At 43.7% G+C, this 20,352-nt stretch carries 18 protein-coding genes; 5 read left to right on the top strand and 13 right to left on the bottom strand.

From position 1 onward, the window contains the following. Positions 1-116 precede the first annotated feature (116 nt). The 4 genes from pntB to JC606_RS06665 all read right to left on the bottom strand — a co-directional run bounded on the left by pntB (position 117) and on the right by JC606_RS06665 (position 4,153). A complete protein-coding gene (gene pntB, locus JC606_RS06680) occupies positions 117-1,514 on the bottom strand; it encodes a Re/Si-specific NAD(P)(+) transhydrogenase subunit beta (protein ID WP_061030932.1) in 1,398 nt (465 codons plus the stop codon). A gap of 10 nt (positions 1,515-1,524) precedes the next feature. Next, a complete protein-coding gene (gene pntA, locus JC606_RS06675) occupies positions 1,525-3,072 on the bottom strand; it encodes a Re/Si-specific NAD(P)(+) transhydrogenase subunit alpha (protein ID WP_137407388.1) in 1,548 nt (515 codons plus the stop codon). 391 nt (positions 3,073-3,463) lie between these two features. Then, positions 3,464-3,745: an HlyU family transcriptional regulator gene (locus tag JC606_RS06670; RefSeq protein WP_198778254.1), complete on the bottom strand. Its 282-nt coding sequence runs from the start codon at positions 3,743-3,745 to the stop codon at positions 3,464-3,466. A gap of 39 nt (positions 3,746-3,784) precedes the next feature. Continuing rightward, the gene (locus JC606_RS06665) at positions 3,785-4,153 is read right to left on the bottom strand and encodes a late competence development ComFB family protein (protein ID WP_008224142.1); all 369 of its coding nucleotides are present in this window, start codon (positions 4,151-4,153) and stop codon (positions 3,785-3,787) included. Positions 4,154-4,548: 395 nt separating this feature from the next. On the opposite strand from JC606_RS06665, the gene JC606_RS06660 reads away from it, so the two are divergent. Beyond that, a complete protein-coding gene (locus JC606_RS06660; RefSeq protein WP_137407389.1) occupies positions 4,549-5,790 on the top strand; it encodes a GGDEF domain-containing protein in 1,242 nt (413 codons plus the stop codon). A gap of 94 nt (positions 5,791-5,884) precedes the next feature. On the opposite strand, the gene JC606_RS06655 is transcribed toward JC606_RS06660, so the two are convergent. Together JC606_RS06655 and JC606_RS06650 are read right to left on the bottom strand one after the other, a co-directional pair. Continuing rightward, positions 5,885-6,895, bottom strand: a complete 1,011-nt coding sequence (locus JC606_RS06655) for a Solitary outer membrane autotransporter beta-barrel domain (protein ID WP_137407390.1) — start codon at positions 6,893-6,895, stop codon at positions 5,885-5,887. A gap of 78 nt (positions 6,896-6,973) precedes the next feature. Continuing rightward, a complete protein-coding gene (locus JC606_RS06650) occupies positions 6,974-7,945 on the bottom strand; it encodes a diguanylate cyclase (RefSeq protein WP_198778267.1) in 972 nt (323 codons plus the stop codon). 131 nt (positions 7,946-8,076) lie between these two features. Here JC606_RS06650 and JC606_RS06645 point away from each other — a divergent pair, with 131 nt between their 5' ends. Continuing rightward, positions 8,077-8,514, top strand: a complete 438-nt coding sequence (locus JC606_RS06645; protein WP_008224132.1) for a DUF3069 domain-containing protein — start codon at positions 8,077-8,079, stop codon at positions 8,512-8,514. 318 nt (positions 8,515-8,832) lie between these two features. On the opposite strand, the gene modC is transcribed toward JC606_RS06645, so the two are convergent. Genes modC through JC606_RS06625 form a run of 4 tightly spaced genes read right to left on the bottom strand, consistent with a single transcriptional unit; the run spans position 8,833 to position 12,898 of the window. After that, the gene (modC, locus tag JC606_RS06640; protein WP_198778253.1) at positions 8,833-9,939 is read right to left on the bottom strand and encodes a molybdenum ABC transporter ATP-binding protein ModC; all 1,107 of its coding nucleotides are present in this window, start codon (positions 9,937-9,939) and stop codon (positions 8,833-8,835) included. After that, positions 9,936-10,634: a molybdate ABC transporter permease subunit gene (modB, locus tag JC606_RS06635; RefSeq protein WP_137407392.1), complete on the bottom strand. Its 699-nt coding sequence runs from the start codon at positions 10,632-10,634 to the stop codon at positions 9,936-9,938. The genes modC and modB overlap by 4 nt, the downstream gene beginning before the upstream one ends. Continuing rightward, positions 10,635-11,393 carry a molybdate ABC transporter substrate-binding protein gene (modA, locus tag JC606_RS06630; protein WP_137407393.1) on the bottom strand — a complete coding sequence of 253 codons (759 nt, stop codon included), beginning with the start codon at positions 11,391-11,393 and terminating at the stop codon, positions 10,635-10,637. Positions 11,394-11,398: 5 nt separating this feature from the next. Beyond that, on the bottom strand, positions 11,399-12,898 hold the full coding sequence (locus tag JC606_RS06625) for a cobyric acid synthase (protein WP_137407394.1): 1,500 nt from the start codon (positions 12,896-12,898) through the stop codon (positions 11,399-11,401). Between the two features lie 196 nt (positions 12,899-13,094). Here JC606_RS06625 and JC606_RS06620 point away from each other — a divergent pair, with 196 nt between their 5' ends. The 3 genes from JC606_RS06620 (at position 13,095) to JC606_RS06610 (ending at position 16,286) form a co-directional block, all read left to right on the top strand. Then, positions 13,095-13,472: a YgiW/YdeI family stress tolerance OB fold protein gene (locus JC606_RS06620; RefSeq protein WP_137407395.1), complete on the top strand. Its 378-nt coding sequence runs from the start codon at positions 13,095-13,097 to the stop codon at positions 13,470-13,472. Between the two features lie 98 nt (positions 13,473-13,570). Continuing rightward, positions 13,571-14,095, top strand: coding sequence for a hypothetical protein (locus tag JC606_RS06615; protein ID WP_061030923.1), 525 nt, complete (start codon positions 13,571-13,573; stop codon positions 14,093-14,095). Positions 14,096-14,399: 304 nt separating this feature from the next. Continuing rightward, the gene (locus JC606_RS06610) at positions 14,400-16,286 is read left to right on the top strand and encodes a methyl-accepting chemotaxis protein (protein WP_198778252.1); all 1,887 of its coding nucleotides are present in this window, start codon (positions 14,400-14,402) and stop codon (positions 16,284-16,286) included. 126 nt (positions 16,287-16,412) lie between these two features. On the opposite strand, the gene JC606_RS06605 is transcribed toward JC606_RS06610, so the two are convergent. From JC606_RS06605 to JC606_RS06595, 3 genes are all read right to left on the bottom strand, one after another. Next, positions 16,413-18,020, bottom strand: coding sequence for an ABC-F family ATPase (locus tag JC606_RS06605; RefSeq protein WP_137407397.1), 1,608 nt, complete (start codon positions 18,018-18,020; stop codon positions 16,413-16,415). A gap of 290 nt (positions 18,021-18,310) precedes the next feature. Further along, a complete protein-coding gene (locus JC606_RS06600; protein ID WP_137407398.1) occupies positions 18,311-18,997 on the bottom strand; it encodes a putative ATP-dependent zinc protease in 687 nt (228 codons plus the stop codon). A gap of 11 nt (positions 18,998-19,008) precedes the next feature. Further along, positions 19,009-20,193: an amino acid aminotransferase gene (locus JC606_RS06595; protein WP_137407399.1), complete on the bottom strand. Its 1,185-nt coding sequence runs from the start codon at positions 20,191-20,193 to the stop codon at positions 19,009-19,011. Positions 20,194-20,352: the final 159 nt, after the last annotated feature.

The raw sequence follows: 20,352 nt of genomic DNA, 5'->3' as shown, positions 1-20,352 counted from the left end.
TATGGGAAGCAATTAGTGCGCTCATGTTCTCTCACATTCGCACTATTTCCCCGCACTCTGTGGGCACAAAAAAGGAGCTCAATTGAGCTCCTTACTTTTGTTTCTAGAACCGACCTCTATAGGTGCTCTAGAATACCAAGACAGCTTTGTTTAGCATCGCCAAACAGCATCTGTGTATTGTCTTTAAAGAACAAAGGGTTTTGTACGCCTGCGTAACCCGTGTTCATAGAACGCTTGAACACGATAACGTTTTGAGCGTTCCAAACTTCAAGCACTGGCATGCCAGCGATTGGGCTGTTTGGATCTTCCAGAGCTGCTGGGTTTACGGTGTCATTCGCACCAATAACCAATACAGTATCTGTCTCGTCAAAGTCATCATTGATCTCGTCCATTTCAAGAACGATATCGTAAGGGACTTTTGCTTCAGCAAGCAGTACATTCATGTGACCCGGTAACCTACCGGCTACTGGGTGGATACCAAAGCGAACGTTTACGCCTTGTGCACGCAACTTTTCAGTAATTTCATGCACTGGGTACTGAGCTTGAGCTACTGCCATGCCGTATCCAGGAGTAATGATTACTGACTTAGAGTTCTTAAGCATGTCAGCCACGTCTTCCGCTGAAGTTTCACGGTGTTCACCTTGATCTTCATCGCCTTCAGACACTTGTACTTCCTGACCGAAACCACCAGCAATAACACTAATGAACGAGCGGTTCATTGCTTTACACATGATGTAAGACAGAATCGCACCCGACGAACCAACCAGTGCACCAGTTACGATAAGCAGGTCGTTTGCAAGCATGAAACCTGCCGCCGCAGCAGCCCAACCAGAGTACGAGTTCAACATAGAAACAACCACTGGCATATCTGCACCGCCGATCGACGCCACTAAGTGGTATCCGAATGCGAACGCGATAAGTGTCATCACCATCAGTGCGAACATGCTGCCATCTGCTTTAACGAACATGATCATAAGTAATGTTGAAACCACGATAGCCGCTAGGTTCCATTTGTGCTTGTGAGGAATGTTCAGTGCAGACGAAGAGATAACGCCGCGAAGCTTACCAAACGCAACAATCGAACCTGTGAACGTCACAGCACCGATAAATACGCCAAGGAACACTTCCACTAGGTGGATAACGTGCTCTGCATGAATATCAGCAGGGTTAAGTGACACAGCCGCCGGTGGATCGATGTAGCTGTTGTAACCCACAAGTACCGCTGCCATACCTACGAAGCTGTGCAGAATTGCCACCAGCTCTGGCATTTCGGTCATTTCTACTTTTCTTGCGTAGTGGATACCAATACCACCACCGATCACCATTGCAATGATGATCCACACAATACCCGCAGAGTGAGGGCCAAAGATCGTCGCGATCAACGCGATTGCCATACCCGTAATACCGTAATAGTTACCTGCACGTGCAGATTCCTGCTTCGATAGTCCAGCCAAACTCATAATAAAGAATACAGCAGCAACAATATAAGCTGCTTGTACTAATCCTTCAGACATCTGTTACTCCTTAGTCTTTACGGAACATTTCAAGCATACGTTTGGTCACGGTAAAGCCACCAAAGATATTGATACTTGCAATTAAAACGGCAATAAACGACAGGAAAGTCACGACGCCGCTTCCCTGTCCAATCTGTAATAGCGCACCCACCACAATGATCCCTGAAATCGCGTTCGTTACAGACATCAAAGGCGTATGAAGAGAATGGCTAACATTCCAAACTACGTAATAACCCACCACACAAGCGAGAACAAAAACGGTAAAGTGAGATAAGAACGCAGCAGGAGCCACCGAAGCTATCCAAGCGAATGCACCAACCGCAATGGCCATGCCTGCCGCTTTTTTAACTGGCGAAGTAGGCTCTTCAACTTTTTGCTCAGGTTTCGTTGCTTTTGGCTTAGCCTGTTGAGGTTGAGCAGAAACTTGAATTGGTGGAGCTGGCCAAGTGACTTCGCCCTCTTTAACGACTGTGACGCCACGAAGTACAACATCTTCAAAGTCGATATTGATGTTACCGTCTTTCTCTTTGCAAAGTAGTTTCAGTAAGTTCACTAGGTTAGTCGCGTACAGTTGGGAAGACTGAGTAGGTAGACGACCAACCATATCGGTGTAACCGACAACCTTCACACCATTCTCTGTTGTGATCACTTGATCCGCAACCGTGTATTCACAGTTCCCACCATTTGCTGCCGCAAGGTCCACAATTACGCTGCCTGGGCTCATGCTATCGACCATCTCTTTGGTGATAAGTTTAGGCGCAGGACGACCCGGAATCAGTGCTGTAGTAATAATGATATCAACGTCTTTTGCTTGAACCGCGTAAAGCTCTTCCGCTTTCTTGTTGAACGCGTCAGACATCTCTTTTGCGTAGCCATCACCAGCGCCTGTATCTTCCTGAAAATCCACTTCCAAGAACTCAGCGCCCATCGACTCCACTTGCTCTTTAACTTCAGGACGAACATCGAATGAACGAACAATGGCACCTAAACTACCAGCTGCACCAATTGCCGCCAAGCCAGCAACACCCGCACCAGCAACCAATACTTTCGCTGGTGGAACTTTACCTGCCGCTGTAATTTGACCCGTGAAGAATCGACCAAATTCATGCGCCGCTTCAACAACAGCACGATAACCCGCGATATTGGCCATAGAACTTAGTGCATCGAGCGCTTGAGCTCTTGAAATACGAGGCACAGAGTCCATTGCCATAACATTAATATTACGGCTTGAGAGCTGCTCCATTAATTCCGGGTTTTGAGCCGGCCAAACAAAGCTGACCAATGTTGCGCCATCTTTAAGTAGGTCGATTTCATTCTTAGTATCATCAACGATTGGAGCGTTAACTTTAAAGATAATATCGGATTTCCAAGCTTCATCTGCGCTTACAACTTTTGCACCAGCTTGTTCGTAAGCTGAATCTTCAAAACTTGCTAGCGCACCTGCTTGTGATTCAACACAAACTTCAAACCCTAACTTTAGAAGCTGTTCGACCGATTTCGGCGATGCAGCGACTCGCGTTTCACCAGCGAGCGTTTCTCTTGGTACACCTATCAACAAATTAGACTCCTTGTGTATCAATTTGTGATTATTATTCTTACCAAAGGCAAATTAAAGAGATCGTAAGCGCACTTGGCTACACCAATTTGCATAGCGATACTTTAACAATTGGTACAATGACTTATTCGTTTGTATCTAACGACAACTAATACTTCAAGCGTTTTGTTCAAAGAACAGGAAAAGTTATTACTTATAACTATTTGGATGGAATTTGAGCACTTAATTTAGATAAATGATGCCCCTCTCGAATAAAGAGGTCAAACCACTTGCCAATAATCCTTTTAATAACAACCGACTAGCTGCTCTTTGTCCCTAAAACTAAAAAGAGCTTTCAGCATATACACTGAAAGCTCTCTAAATTATGACTAGCATCAAATCTAACCCTAATTGGTTAGCTAAATATGATATCGCCCATTTGGTCGATGAACATTTGCGACTTTTTGAGCATCAATTCGTTGGCGTCTTCTTTGTTTGAAACAACATCTGAACGAATAAAACGATGACTTTTAATCTCACCATCAATTTCTTTCTCGATACGCCCGGCAACACGGTATTGACCAGATTCAGCAATGGCATCTTGATAGATATTGAACCCTTTATATTCGACTGGCTCAATCTCTACTTTTTGTTCGGTTTTTTCTTTGCCACCAAATAATCTAGAAAAGAATCCCACGTTTTTTACTCCTTAAATGACGTTACTGATACTAACCTATCATGACTGTTTACGGTTCAACAATGGCTTTTCATACCATTGCAATTCTACGTCATCATCAAAATTGTGTTGACTAAAGATCACGGGCACATTGTCCTTACGATCGCGTCGTCTGTCGTCAATAATCATACTTTCTGCATTTTTGACCGCGATCTCACTATTCCTTTTGTACAGAACCAATTTATCTTCTGGTAAGGCCGAAAGGAAATCGATATCAAAGCGAATATAGATAGGTTTTAACTGACCTAATGCTAAACATGCGAGATCAGCCAACTGCTCGTTTGTATAACTAGACACGTATTCTTCGGTAGACAATACATGGCCCACCAGCGTCTCCATATAGTTATGTACATCCACACTAATTTGCATACTACACCTCCGTTTGTAGCTCTATGTAAGATCTAATCTTCAACCTTGCCTTAGACGTCATGCCAACCTGGTTGGTTTTGGCTGTTAAAGCATTATGTCGGTCAATTTTAAAACAAATATTAAACCGTTTTAAAATCGAATATGCCCCTTAAGTATTAACCACATAGGTTTTGTTAAGTATCTATAACGACTAATTAATTTCTCATATATATTGTGTAGTTCGTTCTGTGGTTAATAGCAACCTGAATACATATAAAAGCGGTTGCACCAATAGCGACCTATGACTATGTTTTCACTCTCGTTTAAGCAAAATGCTTGGCAATCGCTTGTTTAACCGTATCCTACGTATAGTATTAATTAATAAGATCATCATTATAGTTAGGCTCACCACATAAATGGCATCTTCTTTTGTAACGTCGAGCATGTTTCGATTTTGCTTCCCTTTACTCCTTCTAGCAATTTTACTTGCAGGTATGAACAACGTCATTCTGGTGACGGATTCAAACTTAGGGTTTGCTAGCAACCTTCCGTATATTCTATTAAGCGTTGCGGTATTGCTATGCCATACATTCAGGCAAGGGCGCATGGCCATGGTGTCAGTGACCATGCTTGTCGCCTATTTTGTAATCCAAGTTCGTTTGCAAACCCCATTAAATACCGGAACGACACTATTAGAGCTCTCTCTACTCGCGGCATTAGTGCCTGTCACCTGCCTACTTGTGTACGCCTTCCCAGATACAGGCGTGAATTCTAAGTCAATGTTCTTGTATGCTCTGGTATTGGTGTTATTTGTGGTGTGGGCGCAACTTATCGTTTCTCATTTTCATGCCGGAGGTTTTGAATCATGGAGCGAAGGCATCCTCTTCACCGTCAGAGACTTTTCTAAACTGCCTTTCGTTTTAGTCTTATATAGTCTGTGTTTATTGGGTTTAACTTCGATTTTGGTTCTGGTCTACAACCGTTCAATCGATGTGGTTGTGTATAGTGCGATCCTGCTGGCGTCGAGTACCTTTATCTTTTTCGATGTTCAGTACATATCGAGCACGATGTTTTCTTTGTCAGGCACTTTAATCATTGTTTATGTGATGTCTGCTAGCCACGATATGGCATTTAATGACCAACTAACAAACATTCCAGGGCGTCACGCCTTAGAAGTCGATATGAAGCATCTAGGGCGCAAGTATTCAATGGCGATGGTCGATATCGACCACTTTAAGAAGTTCAATGACACGTACGGGCACGACATTGGCGATGACGTGTTGAAATTAGTGGCGAGCATCTTAAAAGAGACGACAGGTGGCGCTCGAGCTTATCGTTATGGTGGAGAGGAATTCACGATCATCTTCAAAGGTAAACATACCGAGCAAGTCAAAGAACACCTGGAATCGCTTGTTTCACAAGTGCACGACTACGATATGACAATTCGTAACACAAAAGAGCGACCTGATGATCATGATGAAGGCATCAAAAAGCGTGGTAAAAATGGTCAAGCATCTGAAATTGTCAATGTGTCAGTGAGTATTGGATTGGCAGACAGTACAACCACCAAGCACCCTGAAGAAGTATTGAAGCTTGCCGATCAAGCATTGTACAAAGCCAAAAAGACGGGCCGCAACAAACTCTGTATTCATAGCTAAAAAACAAAAGCCAAGCTCTATACGTGCTTGGCTATGATTCTTTGGTTAATTAGATATTTGGTGCTAAATGCAGTTCGCTTTAAACAGCAAGCAACTAGTCTTGGTTGAAGAACAGAACGAGGCTACCACCTTTTAAGCTACTCCCGTAGTTGATCGTAAAACCGATGCCTACATTATCAACCCATTCATTGAATAAGTTGGGGTTCAGCAACCAACCTACACTGCCCTCATAATACGAGGTCGTCCCCATCGACTCCACGCTGTCCCCACCGATATCAATTCTTCTAATGCTCGAATACATCGATGTAATGTTTTTATCCCAACGCACGAGATCGTAGAAGATCTTAGCTTCGTTAGCGATATACCAACCTTCCGGGTTCCCTACATCGCCGTTGTTAGCTTCTCCCCAACCAACACCATTAAAATAGTGCCAACTGGTACTCAGTTTGTATCTCCCCCAGGGATTTTTATCTTCAAAAATCAGCTTAATTTTTGGCTCTATGATATATGCCCACGCATCTGTGTTGTAATAAAGTCCATCCAATTGGTCCTGAATAGGCTCAAGTAGTGACGAGCGGTATTCAAAGTCGTTGCGATAATAAGAGATATGATTACCAATACCTGAATGAAAGCTCCAGTACTCATTTAATTGAGAGACATTAGCAAACTCGACGTAACCAGAAACCACAGACTCTTTTTGATAATCGCTTTTTATCGTCGCTGCATATTCAACGTCGTTCTCGATACGCAATGCTGATAAGCGCAACGTTATCTCTTGATGGTTGTCTTCAATGTAGTTGGGCAGCTCAAAGGTATAAGGAAGACTGAGAGATGTGATGTTTTGACGGCGACTTACCGAATCATTCGAGCCAACATCTTCATTGTCTAAACTAAAAACTTCATTTGGATCGAAGTTATTAATACCAAAAGTAAAAACATCGGTATCGTTGAGTAATACACTGGTCGCAAAACGCTGCTCTAGCTCCTTGCGAAATGCATCTGACAAAGCGTTGGCTGAAACCGTAGGTGAGGTAATCAAACAAAGCGCAGGGACAATCAGTGTCCAACGCGAATTAGCCATAGAAAATGACTTTGATTGTGGCATGTCGTTTATCACTTAAAACACTTCCTAGTTCAAACGCTACTAGGATTATAAATTCAAATTACTAAAAGAGCTCAACGGCTATCGTGTGTGCTCTAAAATGTTGCGCTGGATATAGGTGTTTCTACCGCTTTGTTTTGCTTGATACAGCGCTTGGTCGACCTTCTCATAGATGGAGGCTAAAGACTCATCGCCATTCGGCACAAACGACAACACCCCTTGTGACGCTGTCACTCTATCTGAAATCGTAGAATACTCATGTGCATAGTTCATATCATAAAGCGCTTCTTTGATACGAATCGCCTGCTGTTCTGCAGCATCACTGTCGGTATCACTCAAGATAAGCACAAACTCTTCACCGCCATAACGGCCGACAAACTCTCCAGCTCTTACAAACAGTACCTTTAGGGTATTAGCAAGGCCTTGTAAGCACTTATCTCCTTGAATGTGCCCGTAATTATCGTTGTAAGGCTTAAAGAAGTCTACATCGAGTAGAATCACCGTCATGGATATATTACGTCTTCCGTGCCACGCAATGCTCTCTTCAAGCTTAGTATCCATATATCGACGGTTGTACAATTTGGTGAGGCCATCTTCATTGGCTTGCTGTTGTAGGAGGATGTTGAGCTCTTCTAACTTGGCGGTACTTTGCTTCAGCTCACGCCTCATGTAGGCGATTCGCTGCATGGCAATCAGTTTAGAATTGAGTACGACTTTATTTACCGGCTTGATCAAATAGTCGTCACCACCCGCATCAATGGCCTTGGCTATCATCTCAGGCTCTTCGTGACCGCTCAGAAAGATAATAGGTACCCATTCAGGAAATCGTTCACGGATCTCGTTCGCTACTTCAAAGCCATCCATTTCAGGCATACTAATATCAAGCAAGACGAGCTCTGGATCAAAACCAGAATAAACGTTCAGGGCTTCTTTACCGCTGCCGACAGCTTCAACAATATGACCTAATTGTTTTAGTCGAATAGCAAGTTGCATTCTGTCTAGCTGAACATCGTCAACCAGCAATATGCGCATCGAAGATCCCTTTTCTATCATCGCATCACCTTTATCGAGTGTTGAATATTCAACGTAGCTCATTTTTGGGCTTAAATCATGCCCTAATCTCTATATTATATTGACTTTTTTACAGATCTTTTTAGCATTGTTTCTTTTTAAAGAGAAATACTATGTCAGACGCTACAAACACAGAGCAACAAGAAATCGATTTAACCACAATCTCTCCTGAACTTCGCCAAGTTATCGAATTTGATGAAGTGCCAAAAGAGATGCACTTTATGGTTACTTCTATTCATGAAGTGTCTGAAGAAGCAGTACGCGAAGCTTGGGACAGCCTGCCAGCAAGCGCACAAAATGTTTTGGACAACTTCGAGCAGTTCCACGCTCTAATCACGGTTAGCCAAGCTTTCGCTGGTGTTAACGTGATGGAAGAGTTCCCTACTCTTAAACTTCCAGAAGGCATGACTGACGAAGAAAAAGAAGAGTACCGCGCTCAACTACTAGACCAAGTTCTACACAACTGTGTAAAAGACATGGTTAAACAAATCAAGAAAGCTCGTCGTGATGCTATCTTGAAGCGTGATTTTAAAGAAGTTTTCACTAAATAAGCCGTTGCTCAACCTTAAATTAGGTTGAACGCAAACAGTGATACTGATACTAAGCCGCCTGTTGCTTTAAACAAGCGGCTTTTTTATACCCACTGCTTTTTCTATTGGTCGCTTATCTGCGACTCATCAATACTTCATGCCGCTCTTGCGCTGTGCAAATAATATGACTTTGCACTGATACAGTGTGGCTCAAAACCGAAGCTTATACCGTATAAAAATGACGCATGTTCCCATTCATGGAATCAAGATCGAGTTTTACCTAATCTAAAACCAATAACTTCAAACAAGAACTCCAAAGCAGGCAAGTCGCGTTAACTTTTAATGAGTAACGGCAATGTCTCTTTGAGCTACACTCACGCCCTTAATCTGGGCAAATACTTGCTGGCCGACTTTAAGGTCAAGCTCATCCAATGCCCAAGAAGTAATGGTTGCCCATAGATAACAGCCAGACTCCAATTCCAACTCAACCGCCACACTCTGCTTATTGCTCCCTTGTTGATGCGTCTCTACGCTTTTAATCGACACAGGAAGAATGTTACGGATTGAAGTGCCTTTTGGCTCCTCTAGCGTGATTGAGACATCATTTGCCCTGACCTGAAGCCTTACGGTAGCCCCAATCTCACTCGACACTTTCTGAACCCACAAAGACGTAGACTTTCCGAGCATTAAACGAGACAAAGCGTAATCGTCGTTGTGCTCTGCCAGTTTCGCTTCAAACAGTGAGCTTTGCTCTGAGAAAGACTGCCAAGGCTGCATCGCACGTGACGCCCATACCTGTTCGGTCACACCAGACGACACTACCTTACCTTGGTCAATGATGACCAAGTGATTCGCCAATCGTAAGATTTCGTTAAGGCTGTGAGTGACGTAAATAATCGGGATTTGTACGGTCTCGGATAAGTTCTCCAGAAACGGTATCACTTCACGCTTTCTAGGTAAATCAAGAGATGCCAATGGCTCATCCATCAACAAAATGCTTGGCCTAGATAACAGAGCTCGGCCAATCGCCACACGCTGCTTCTCTCCGCCAGATAAACGAGCCGGATAACGATCTAGCAACGAGTTTAATGAAAGCAGCGACACGATCTGATCAAAGTGCGCTTTATCTGTGCCTTTAACACCGTATTTAAGATTCACCGATACCTTCATATGAGGGAACAGCCTTGACTCTTGGAATACATAGCCCACATTGCGCTTATGCGTTGGCAAGTTAATCCCTTGTACACTGTCGAACAAGGTTGTCCCCGATACACTGATCAAACCTTTGTCTGGCTGTTTAAGGCCACTAATGGCATTGATTAAAGAGGTTTTACCCGCACCAGAGCGACCAAAGATCGCCGTGATACCACGGCTTGGCAGTTCTAAGTCGATATCGAAGAAGGTTTCACCAAGCTGCTGTTGGTATTGGAGGATCAAAGCACTCATGCGTTACCTCCCAAGCGTTGTGCCGACTTTCTGTTTAACCATTCAGACAACATCAATGAACCCAGCGCTATCACAATAGAAATCGCACACAGGCGTGCGGCTTCCATTTCAGTACCTGGGGTTTCAATAAACGTGTACATAGCCAGTGGAATGGTTTGAGTTTCACCCGGGATATTGGATACAAAGCTGATCGTAGCACCAAACTCACCAAGGCTTCGCGCAAATGAAAGCATGGTTCCCGTAATGATCCCAGGGATCATTAAAGGCAAGGTGATAGTAAAGAATACTCTGACTGGTGAAGCACCTAATGTGGCGGCCGCCTCTTCCAATTTACTATCGACCGTTTCTAAGCTTAAACGAATTGAACGAACCATTAATGGCAGTGCAACTACGACACAGGCTAATGCCGCGCCTTTCCAACTAAAGCTGAATACGATACCAAACACCTCATTCAGCCAAGAGCCGATAATGCCTTGTCTACCCATCATCACCAGCAACAAATAGCCAATCACCACGGGAGGCAACACCAAAGGTAGGTGAACAATACTCTCTAGAATGCTTTTTCCCACAAACTGCTTTTTAGCAAGCAGCCACGCGAGGCCAATCCCGATTGGGATCAGCCATAGGATGGCAAATCCAGCCACTTTCAAGCTAAGCATTAAAGCTTGGTATTCGTATTCCGATAGGTACATCATTTAACGCACTTCAAAACCAAAACTGTTCAAAATGTCCTTCGCTTGCTCGCTACTAAGGAAAGTATAGAACTCCTGAGCAACCACTTGGTCACTCAGTTTCGCTACAGGGTAACGTATTGGTGTATGCAAATCTGCCGGGAACGTCGAAACAAGACTCACTTCCTTGGATAACAGCGCATCCGTTTTGTAAACAATTCCGAGTTTAGCTTCACTGCGTTCAACTAAAGCCAGAGCCATACGAACATTGTTACTTGGTGCCAATCGACTGCTCACATTATCCCAAACACCGAGCGATTCTAATGCTTCTTTTGCATAGATGCCCGCAGGAACCGACATGGTGTTGCCAACCGCAAGCCTTTCATTATCAAGAAGTTTAGACCACTGATCACCTTTTGAAATATCAAATGAAATTGAATCTTCCTTTGGAGAAATTAGCACAAGCTCGTTCTCACAAAGATTTGTGACATTGTCACTAGAAACATAGTTTCGATCGACAAGATGAGTCATCCATTTTTCATTTGCCGAGATAAAGATGTCTGCTGGTGCACCTCTTTCGATCTGTCGTACTAATGAAGATGTGCTGGCATAGACAGGAATCACGTCAACAGAATGGTTTTTCTCAAACTCTTCAACTAACAGATTCACTGCATTAGTCATAGACGATGCCGCATAGACACGGAGTTTCTCGGCAGCCAAAGCATGAGCAGAACTCAATGAGGTGGTTAACGCTACCGCTAGAAGAGTGACTAGATTTTTCATTGCTCTCACTTATCTGTTGTTCTTTTAATTTCTTGGCCAGTTTGTTTCAGCTCAGGCCAAAGCAGGTCAAGATTTAAGTGGTCTTCGATGGCATCGGCAATTCGATTAATACCCAACTCTTTCAGTTGTTCGTGGTCAATCGCTGCTACTTCATTAGCACCTGCCCATTCACAAATCAGGGATAACGCATCGCTGTTATCCAATACACCGTGCAAGTAGGTACCAAATATCGAGTTATCTGAGTTTATCGCGCCATCAAGGTTGCCAGATTCTAACTGAACCGGTAATACCATTTCATTGACATCAGTCCTACCTACGTGAATTTCATACCCTTTTACTGGTGCTGACTTTCCATTTAGGCTTAAATTCCCAAGCACGTTCGTTAACGTTTTCTGTTGCGTTAACGTGGTTTCAGCATCAAGGTACCCTAACCCTTCACTGCTTCCCGGCTCACCTTCAACGCCATCAGAATCGTGGATAAGATTACCGAGCATCTGATAACCACCACATATGCCCATCACTTTGCCACCTAAACGCAGGTGACGCTGAATGTCTTTGTCCCAACCTTGCTGCTTCAAATAATCCAAATCGGCTCTTACTGACTTAGTACCCGGTAAGATGATCAAATCAGCGTTGTTCAAACGCTCACCTTTACCGACGTAACGAAGATCAATCGAAGGATTAAGTCTCAACGCGTCAAAGTCCGTATGGTTGCTGATTCGTGTTAGAACAGGTACCACGACTTTTAGCTTAGCCTCTCCATCGGATTCTTGAGCGGAGGTAATGGCATCTTCAGCTTCCAAATTAAAGCCATGCAGATATGGCAACACACCTATTACAGGCTTGCCCGTTTTCTCTTCTAGCCAATCAAGGCCCGACTGAAGCAACGCGATATCGCCTCTAAAACGGTTAATCACAAACCCTTTTACACGAGCTTGTTCAGATTCAGATAACAGAGCTAATGTGCCATACAGGTGCGCAAATACACCACCACGGTCAATATCAGCCACAATAATCACTGGGATATCTGCCTTTTCAGCGAATCCCATGTTCGCGATGTCATTCTCACGAAGGTTAATTTCAGCTGGGCTTCCGGCACCTTCAATCATCACGCTATCAAATTCTTCTAAAAGTCGATCAAATGAATCAATAACCGTATTCATCGCAACTTTCTTGTAATCATGGTAGCCAGTAGCATCCATATTACTTAATGCACGGCCTTGTAGAATCACTTGAGCACCGGTGTCTGAGTTGGGTTTAAGCAATACAGGGTTCATGTGAACCGAAGGTTCGATATTACATGCTTGAGCCTGAACAGCTTGAGCGCGGCCGATTTCGCCACCGTCTTCAGTCACTGCACTGTTCAAAGCCATATTCTGTGGCTTGAATGGTGCCACCTTAATTCCCTTCCTGGCCAAAACACGGCATAAACCTGCCACCAATACACTTTTTCCGGCATCTGATGTGGTACCTTGAACCATAAGGGCGTTTAATGGTGCTCGCATTCGTACTTAAATCCTTAATTTCTCAGCCCGCAGGCAATACTTCTCTTGCACCATCTTAACGTCATTGACGACGAGATGCTCAATAAAATGAATGGAAAATGAATGTGTTACTCACTCTAGATTCAAACCGAGTGTTGTTTAATAGCCTCATCGAAACAAAACGTTTCAACTAACAAACAACATTAAGGGGTTCACCATGAAAAAAACTGTATTAGCTATCGCAACCACTATTATCCTTGCTCCAACTTTCGCAATGGCTGGTGACCACAAAGACAATAAGCACGAGAGCTCTATTGCTTACACAGGACCTATTGAAACCGTTTCTGTCGCGACACTACTTGCAGACACAAGCATGTTTTCTGAGCAAGACGCAATTGTAGACGGCAAGATTGTTCGCCAGCTTAAGAACGATACCTTCATCTTCTCTGACGGCCAGAGCGAAATTCAAATTGAACTGGACGACGATATCCGTCTAGCACAACCGTTAACAGCAGATACCAAAGTACGTATCTTCGGTGAATACGAAGGTGGCAAAACACCGGAAATCGAGGTTGACCACATCCAAATTCTATAACCGACAAATTTAAAACTAACGACTTCAAATAAATTGGCCTGCATATTGCAGGCTTTTTTGTATTATACTGCCGCAAAATACATTTATATGGAGTCACCATGCTAGGTTGCACTAACAAGACTGTCCTTTTAGGACTAGCTGCACTGTGTTCATTCTCTGCGTCTGCAAACAACTTTAACTACAACACATTCGAGCTGCGCATGGGTACCAGCCCTAGTACTTTCGGTGGTGAAGTCACAACCATGTTTACTCAGAACTCACACTTTGTAGCTCGCATCGATTCAGAATTTGAAAGCGATTGGGATGCTGCTGTCGGTATGGGTTTTAACGGTCCAATTAGTCAATTTGCTGATGTGACTGGCCAAATGCTACTTCACAACATTGAGCGCAATGACGACAACCACATCAAGACTGAAATTAACCTAGGCTTAAGAGCGTGGTTAATGGCAAACGTTGAAGTTAACGCTCGCCTTGGTCAACTGATCGACAATGATGATACTCGCTCAATCGTGGGTATTGGTGCCCGTTTCCATTCAACAGAACAACTGTCTGTTGGTCTAGATATGCGCAATAACGGTACATACGGACATCAGCTGTTAATGTCTGCTCGATTCGGCTTCTAAGCTCACTATACCCCCTAATGTAAGTGGCTAATTCTTATTGATTATTCATTTACAGCATGATTTTAAGGCTAATGGGTTCTTTACCTGTTAGCCTTTTTTCGTTCTCATCTTTTACCATCAGTTTTATACAAACAGCTTCACGACACGCTGCGTTCTATTCTTGATTTGGGCCATCCAACCACATCCGCTCTAGTTCCTTTTATACAATTAAATTATTAATAAATGCCAATTGATAAAACATCTTCATTGCGGTATGGCATACCGATACTATTTGCGAAAATTTTGCTGAATATGGAGTACCTTAATGGGTGTAAGCAGTATTTCTATTAAGAACAAACTAACATTGATGTTTGTTGTCATTATCTTCGCCATGACGATGATTCAAACTTATATCACTGGCAAGCAACTGTTGAACGAAACTTACCGTTCTATCCAACAGTATTCGACCACGCTTACCGAGGCCAATGTTTCTGGAATTGAAAAGTGGATAGAAGGTCGTATTAACGTTGTAAATGCAGCGAAAGACGCGTTCAAATACACGGACGATCCAAAAAGCTATTTCACCCAAAGTACTAACGCAGGTCGATTCCAAATTGCGTATGCTGGACTTTCTGACGGCCGTTTCCTACAAGGTGTCGATCTGCCCGTACCCGAAGGTTATGACCCCCGCACTCGCGACTGGTACAAAGTGCCAATGTCTACAGGCAAAACAGTAGTGACAGAACCCTACGTCGATGTGGCAACCAATGATCTTGTCGTGACCATTGCCAGCCCTTTCAATACCAACGGGTATTCAGGTGTTATTGGTGCAGATCTTAACCTAAATACGTTGATTAACGACGTTGTAAGCATTGAGCAACCAGGCGTTTACGCATTCCTTGTCGATGGAAATGGTAAAATTGTTGCCCACAGAGACCGTGACTTTACGCTTAAATCAGTTGCTAACGTCCCACAAAACCTCTCTGCGAATAAGATCAAATCGCTATCTCAAGATCCGGGTTTTGAGGAGATGAGCATCGACGGCGCGGCGTCTCTACTTTCAGCGAAAAAAGTTCCTCATACCGACTGGTACTTCACTGTCGTTATCGATAAATCCCAATCTTTTGCTTCTTACCGCTCGTTGCTTCGCCAATCGGCCATCTTTGGCCTGATTCAGCTTGCCGTTATTGCATTTGTGGCAATGTTTGTCATTAAGAAAGCACTCGCACCCCTAACAACGTTAAGTTCAGAAATGAAAGCATTATCTAAAGGCGATGGTGATTTAACCCAACGTATTACCGTCAACAGCAAGGACGAAATTGGCACACTGGCTCATCACGTGAATGCGTTCATCGCTAAGCTACAAGAGATTGTCCGTGATATCGCAGACTCTTCTAGCCAATTGAACGAGCAATCTGAAGTCAGTACCAATGTTGCTCGCCAAACGAGCGATGGCCTAACAGTTCAACTGCATGAGATCTCGCAAATCGCAACCGCAGTTCACGAGATGTCGGCAACAGCTGAGGAAATGGCAAACAACGCACAGATGACAGCAGATTCAGCGATCAGTTCGACTGAAAACTGTGAGCAAGGCAAGCGTGTGATTATTCGTAATCAAGATTCAATCACTAACCTTGCACAACAGGTAGAAAATGCATCGGGCATCATTCAAGAGCTTGAAAAGAATGCCCTAGACATTAACACGATCCTTTCAACAATTTCAGACATCGCAGAGCAAACTAACCTACTTGCACTTAATGCAGCGATTGAAGCGGCACGTGCTGGTGAACAAGGTCGTGGTTTCGCAGTGGTTGCAGATGAAGTACGCGTGCTATCTCAACGCACTCACAGCTCTACTGATGAGATTCGTGAAATGATTGAGACTCTGCAGAAAAACAGTGTTAGTGCCGTTGAATCAATGCAGCGTAGCCAAGACTTAGCTCAATCTAGTGTTGATGATGCGAACAATGCCACCACAGCGCTTGAAGAGATCGCAACATCGATCCAGCAGATCTCTGATATGGCGTCACACATCTCGAATGCGGCATCTGAGCAAAGAACCGTGACTGGCGAAGTAAGCAAAAACATCCAATTAGTTAATGATGTGTCAGACAAGATGTCGACGGAAGCCGATAACTCGCGTCACCTTTCAGAAGAATTACGTGGCATCGCCCAACAGTTGAATACCCAAGTTCAGTTGTTCAAGTACTAACAAGATTGTTGGCCAGAAGCCAACAAAAAGCCCCCGAACACAACGGTGCACGGGGGCTTTATTTTCTCCTGGTGAAGAACCATTAGTGTCAGTTCACCTACCTCAATCAGTCTTGCATAGTGATAGTTACAGGTTAACCATCAGCATCTTTTTCTGATGATCTAGGTACTCTTCATAAGTACCTTGGAAACTCACTAATTGCTGGTCTTTCACATCAATGATGTGTGTTGCCAGTGAAGATACAAACTCACGGTCGTGACTCACAAAAATAAGCGTACCTGGATAAACCTTCAGCGCATCATTTAGCGCTTGGATCGCTTCCATATCCATGTGGTTCGTTGGTTCGTCCATCACAAGAACATTGATGTCTTGCATCATTAGCTTACCAAATAACAGACGGTTCTTCTCACCACCAGAACAGTTACGTGCTTTCTTGTTTGCATCATCAGCAGTAAACAGCAGACGACCTAGAATGCCACGTACCATTAAGTCATCGTGCTTCGCTGTACGCCACTGTGAAATCCAATCGAATATGCTCAAGTCGTTGTCAAAGTCTGCACTGCTATCTTGCGAGCAGTAGCCGACTGATGCGTTTTCAGACCATTTTACGATACCTTGGTTTTGCTCCAATTCACCAACTAGACAGCGTAGTAAAGTGGTTTTACCTACGCCGTTCTCACCGATAACTGCAAGGCGCGTACCCGCCTCAAGTAACAAATTACCACCAGCAAATAGCGTCTCGCCTTCGAAACCGTGGCCTAGCTCTTGAAGCTCAAGCGCTTGACGATGCAGCTTTTTACCTTCGCCGAAGTTAATCGATGGGCTCATACGGCTCGAAGACTTCACTTCATCAAGGGTGATCTTTTCCATCTTCTTGGCACGAGAACTCGCTTGCTTCGCTTTTGATGCATTGGCACCAAAACGGTTTACGAAGTCTTGCAGTTCGTTTATTTCTGCCGTTTTCTTCGCATTAGAAGCCAGAAGTTGTTCACGACGTAAACCCGATGCTTCTAGGAAGTACTCGTAGTTACCTGGGTAGATACGAAGTTCACCGTAATCGATGTCCGCCATGTGCGTACATACCGAGTTCAGGAAGTGTCTATCGTGCGAAATGATGATCATTGTACATTTACGCTGGTTTAGCTCTTCAGCAAGCCAGTTGATGGTGTGAATGTCCAAGTTGTTGGTCGGTTCATCAAGTAACAAAATATCTGGGTTCGCAAACAATGCTTGCGCCAAAAGCACACGCAGTTTCCAACCTGGAGCCACTTGCTGCATCAGGCCAAAATGAAGCTCTTCTTCAATACCCGCTTGGATAAGAATATCGCCAGCACGACTTTCCGCTGTATAGCCATCCATTTCAGCGAACTCGCTTTCAAGCTCTGCTACTTTCATACCGTCTTTTTCGCTCATTTCAGGCAAAGAGTAAATACGGTCACGCTCTTGTTTTACTTCCCATAACTTTCTGTCGCCCATGATCACAACGTCGATTACGCTGTGCTGCTCAAAAGCAAACTGATCTTGGCTCAATACGCCCAGTTTTTCTCCTGGAGTGATTGAAACGTTGCCCGAGCTTGGCGTTAATGCGCCACTTAGGATTTTCATGAACGTCGATTTGCCGCAACCATTGGCGCCGATCAAACCATAGCGATTGCCGTTACCAAATTTAGCGGAGATGTTCTCAAACAAAGGCTCTGCGCCAAATTGCATTGTGATGTTCGCGGTAGATATCAAAGAAGTAATTCCTAAGCGTGTACTGGATAGATCATTATTAGGTCACTGAATAAACCTAAATAAGGACTACGAAAGTATGGATTAAACAAAAACGAAGCGCGGATTATATAGAGATCTGGATCACGTTGTCGAGGCTAAACAGTAACCTGATGACGAACAGAGCCGAATTAACGATATTTACTAAGATTTTAGACCGTAATACGAAAAAATCCCCGCTAATTCAATTAGCAGGGATTCAATTTTCCAAAAGAGAAAGTCTCAGAACAAGTCTGAATCAACACAAGCTAAGTCTATTTAGTCACTTTCTTCTGAACGTACTTCTGGCTTACATCGACAACCGCAACATCTCTAAAGAAGCTTCTTCCCAAAAGAAGTGGGAAAGAAAGATGCGTTCGATCTGCAAGTGTAAATTCAGTTTTGTCTTTTAGGTCACCAATTTGGATAGAAGCAACAACCACGGCACGACGTTGTGTGCCTTCAGCGCTAGATTGTTTGATCTTCACCCAACGCTCTACAGGTAGGCTGATCTCTTCTGTTGTGATGCCATCATGTTCAATCTTGAATTTAACCCAATCTTTGCCATCACGCTCAAAATCGACGATATCAACCGCACTGATTGAAGACGTTGTCGCACCAGTATCGACACGTGCTTTAAACGCTTCTTTCAAACCTGGAACAAATACCCACTCTTCTTCACCAAGAATCAATTTACCATCACTGGTTGTTGTAGGTTTCGCTACCGGCTTTTCTTCAGGTTTTGGCTTTGCTTCTGGTTCAGCTGGTTTTACTTCTTCTGGCTTCTCAGTAGGTTCCGTTACTTTGTCGCCTTCAGTTGCGTCAGGCTTAGAAGAGTCATCAACTACTGGTTGTTCGACCTGAGGCTTTTGCTCTGGTTCAACTGGCGCTTGAGTCGTAGTTGAACAAGCAAACAGACCGCCACTAAACATTAGGATTATAATCGCTTTCCAATTATACATTCAGTCACCTCCTATTTTGATACGTTGGCTATCGCTTTTGCTACGTAAGGAATGTGGGATTCAGAAAGGCCTGCAATATTGATGCGTCCATCACCAACACCGTAGATGCCATATTCTTCACGTAATTGATTCATTTGAGTTTCTTTAAAGCCTAGTACAGTAAACATACCTTTATGGCTTTCAATGAAATCAAATTGTGACGTGTTATAAGTATTTCGCAATTCATCACATAAACTTTGGCGCAGATTTAACAAACGTTGCTGCATTTCACTCAACTCTTGCTTCCAAATCGTTGTTAGCTCTTGATTCTGAAGAATTGTTTTCACCAAAGCCGCACCGTGATCTGGCGGCATCGTGTAAGTTGAGCGAGCAAGCGTCAGTAGCTTACCTTTTGCGTTGCCAACGTGTTCGCTATTCTTACCAATCACAATCGCCGCGCCCGTTCTTTCTCGGTACAAACCGAAGTTCTTTGAGCAAGAGGTGGTAATCAACATTTCTTCCACGTTGTTCGCCATATGCTGAAGACCTTTCGCATCTTCTTCTAGCCCGTCACCAAAGCCTTGGTAAGCAATATCAACAAACGGCAAGAAGCCATTTTTCTGTGATAGTTTGGTAATTTCCTGCCACGCTTCAAAGTCGATATCCGCACCCGTTGGGTTATGACAGCAACCGTGCAGTAATACCACATCTGATGGACCCGCTTTTGAAAGGTCATCCAACATTCTTGCAGTATCAACTTGCTTCGTTTCAGGACTGAAGTAATTGTAGTATCGAACTTTTAAGCCTGCCGCTTCCATTACAGGTTTGTGGTTCACATAGCTTGGGTTTGAGATCCAAACTGTGGTGTCTGGTTGAGAAACTTTCATTAAGTCACCCAACATACGCAGTGCACCACTTGCACCTGGTGTTTGAATCGCAGCAACGCGATCCGTTGCAGAAGTCCCTTTAAGCAGGAGATCAATCATGCTTTGGTTGAACTCTTCACAGCCCGCTAGGCCAACGTAAGCTTTGGTTTTCTGCGTTTCAACAACGATATCTTGAGCCATAGAGACGGCTTTCATGATCGGTGTTTCGCCTTGGTCATTTTTGTAAACGCCAATACCTAAGTCGACTTTATCAGTACGAGTATCGCCGCGGTAAGCAACAGAAAGAGATAGAATTGGATCTAAAGTTGGTTTTGGTAGATGTGAAAACATGAAAGTCACAGCCCTTTGAAATTCAAGTAATGTACTTCACGTTAACATTATCGTAGTCAAATCAGAAACATTTTTTAATAGAAGCGCTTAGTTACCATAAGTAATCAGAGCTTGGTCATTTTACGTCGATATTTAGCGTAAATTTCAAACAACCATTTG

Origin of the sequence: Vibrio sp. IB15, from assembly GCF_016406055.1 — a bacterium.
Classification (GTDB): Bacteria; Pseudomonadota; Gammaproteobacteria; order Enterobacterales; family Vibrionaceae; genus Vibrio; species Vibrio chagasii.
Note: the sequence above shows the minus strand (reverse complement) of the source record. Positions and strands in the feature narration are given on the sequence as shown.

Bases quoted from the DNA above. Each gene is read 5' to 3' on its own strand.
- JC606_RS06615 (WP_061030923.1), top strand. From the start codon at position 13,571: ATGCTAGGTTGCACTAACAAGACTGTCCTTTTAGGACTAGCTGCACTG.
- JC606_RS06645 (WP_008224132.1), top strand. From the start codon at position 8,077: ATGTCAGACGCTACAAACACAGAGCAACAAGAAATCGATTTAACCACA.
- modC (WP_198778253.1), bottom strand. From the start codon at position 9,939: ATGAGTGCTTTGATCCTCCAATACCAACAGCAGCTTGGTGAAACCTTC.
- pntB (WP_061030932.1), bottom strand. From the start codon at position 1,514: ATGTCTGAAGGATTAGTACAAGCAGCTTATATTGTTGCTGCTGTATTC.
- modA (WP_137407393.1), bottom strand. From the start codon at position 11,393: ATGAAAAATCTAGTCACTCTTCTAGCGGTAGCGTTAACCACCTCATTG.
- JC606_RS06660 (WP_137407389.1), top strand. From the start codon at position 4,549: ATGGCATCTTCTTTTGTAACGTCGAGCATGTTTCGATTTTGCTTCCCT.
- JC606_RS06620 (WP_137407395.1), top strand. From the start codon at position 13,095: ATGAAAAAAACTGTATTAGCTATCGCAACCACTATTATCCTTGCTCCA.
- JC606_RS06625 (WP_137407394.1), bottom strand. From the start codon at position 12,898: ATGCGAGCACCATTAAACGCCCTTATGGTTCAAGGTACCACATCAGAT.
- JC606_RS06610 (WP_198778252.1), top strand. From the start codon at position 14,400: ATGGGTGTAAGCAGTATTTCTATTAAGAACAAACTAACATTGATGTTT.
- JC606_RS06600 (WP_137407398.1), bottom strand. From the start codon at position 18,997: ATGTATAATTGGAAAGCGATTATAATCCTAATGTTTAGTGGCGGTCTG.
- modB (WP_137407392.1), bottom strand. From the start codon at position 10,634: ATGATGTACCTATCGGAATACGAATACCAAGCTTTAATGCTTAGCTTG.
- JC606_RS06595 (WP_137407399.1), bottom strand. From the start codon at position 20,193: ATGTTTTCACATCTACCAAAACCAACTTTAGATCCAATTCTATCTCTT.
- JC606_RS06650 (WP_198778267.1), bottom strand. From the start codon at position 7,945: ATGATAGAAAAGGGATCTTCGATGCGCATATTGCTGGTTGACGATGTT.
- JC606_RS06655 (WP_137407390.1), bottom strand. From the start codon at position 6,895: ATGCCACAATCAAAGTCATTTTCTATGGCTAATTCGCGTTGGACACTG.
- JC606_RS06665 (WP_008224142.1), bottom strand. From the start codon at position 4,153: ATGCAAATTAGTGTGGATGTACATAACTATATGGAGACGCTGGTGGGC.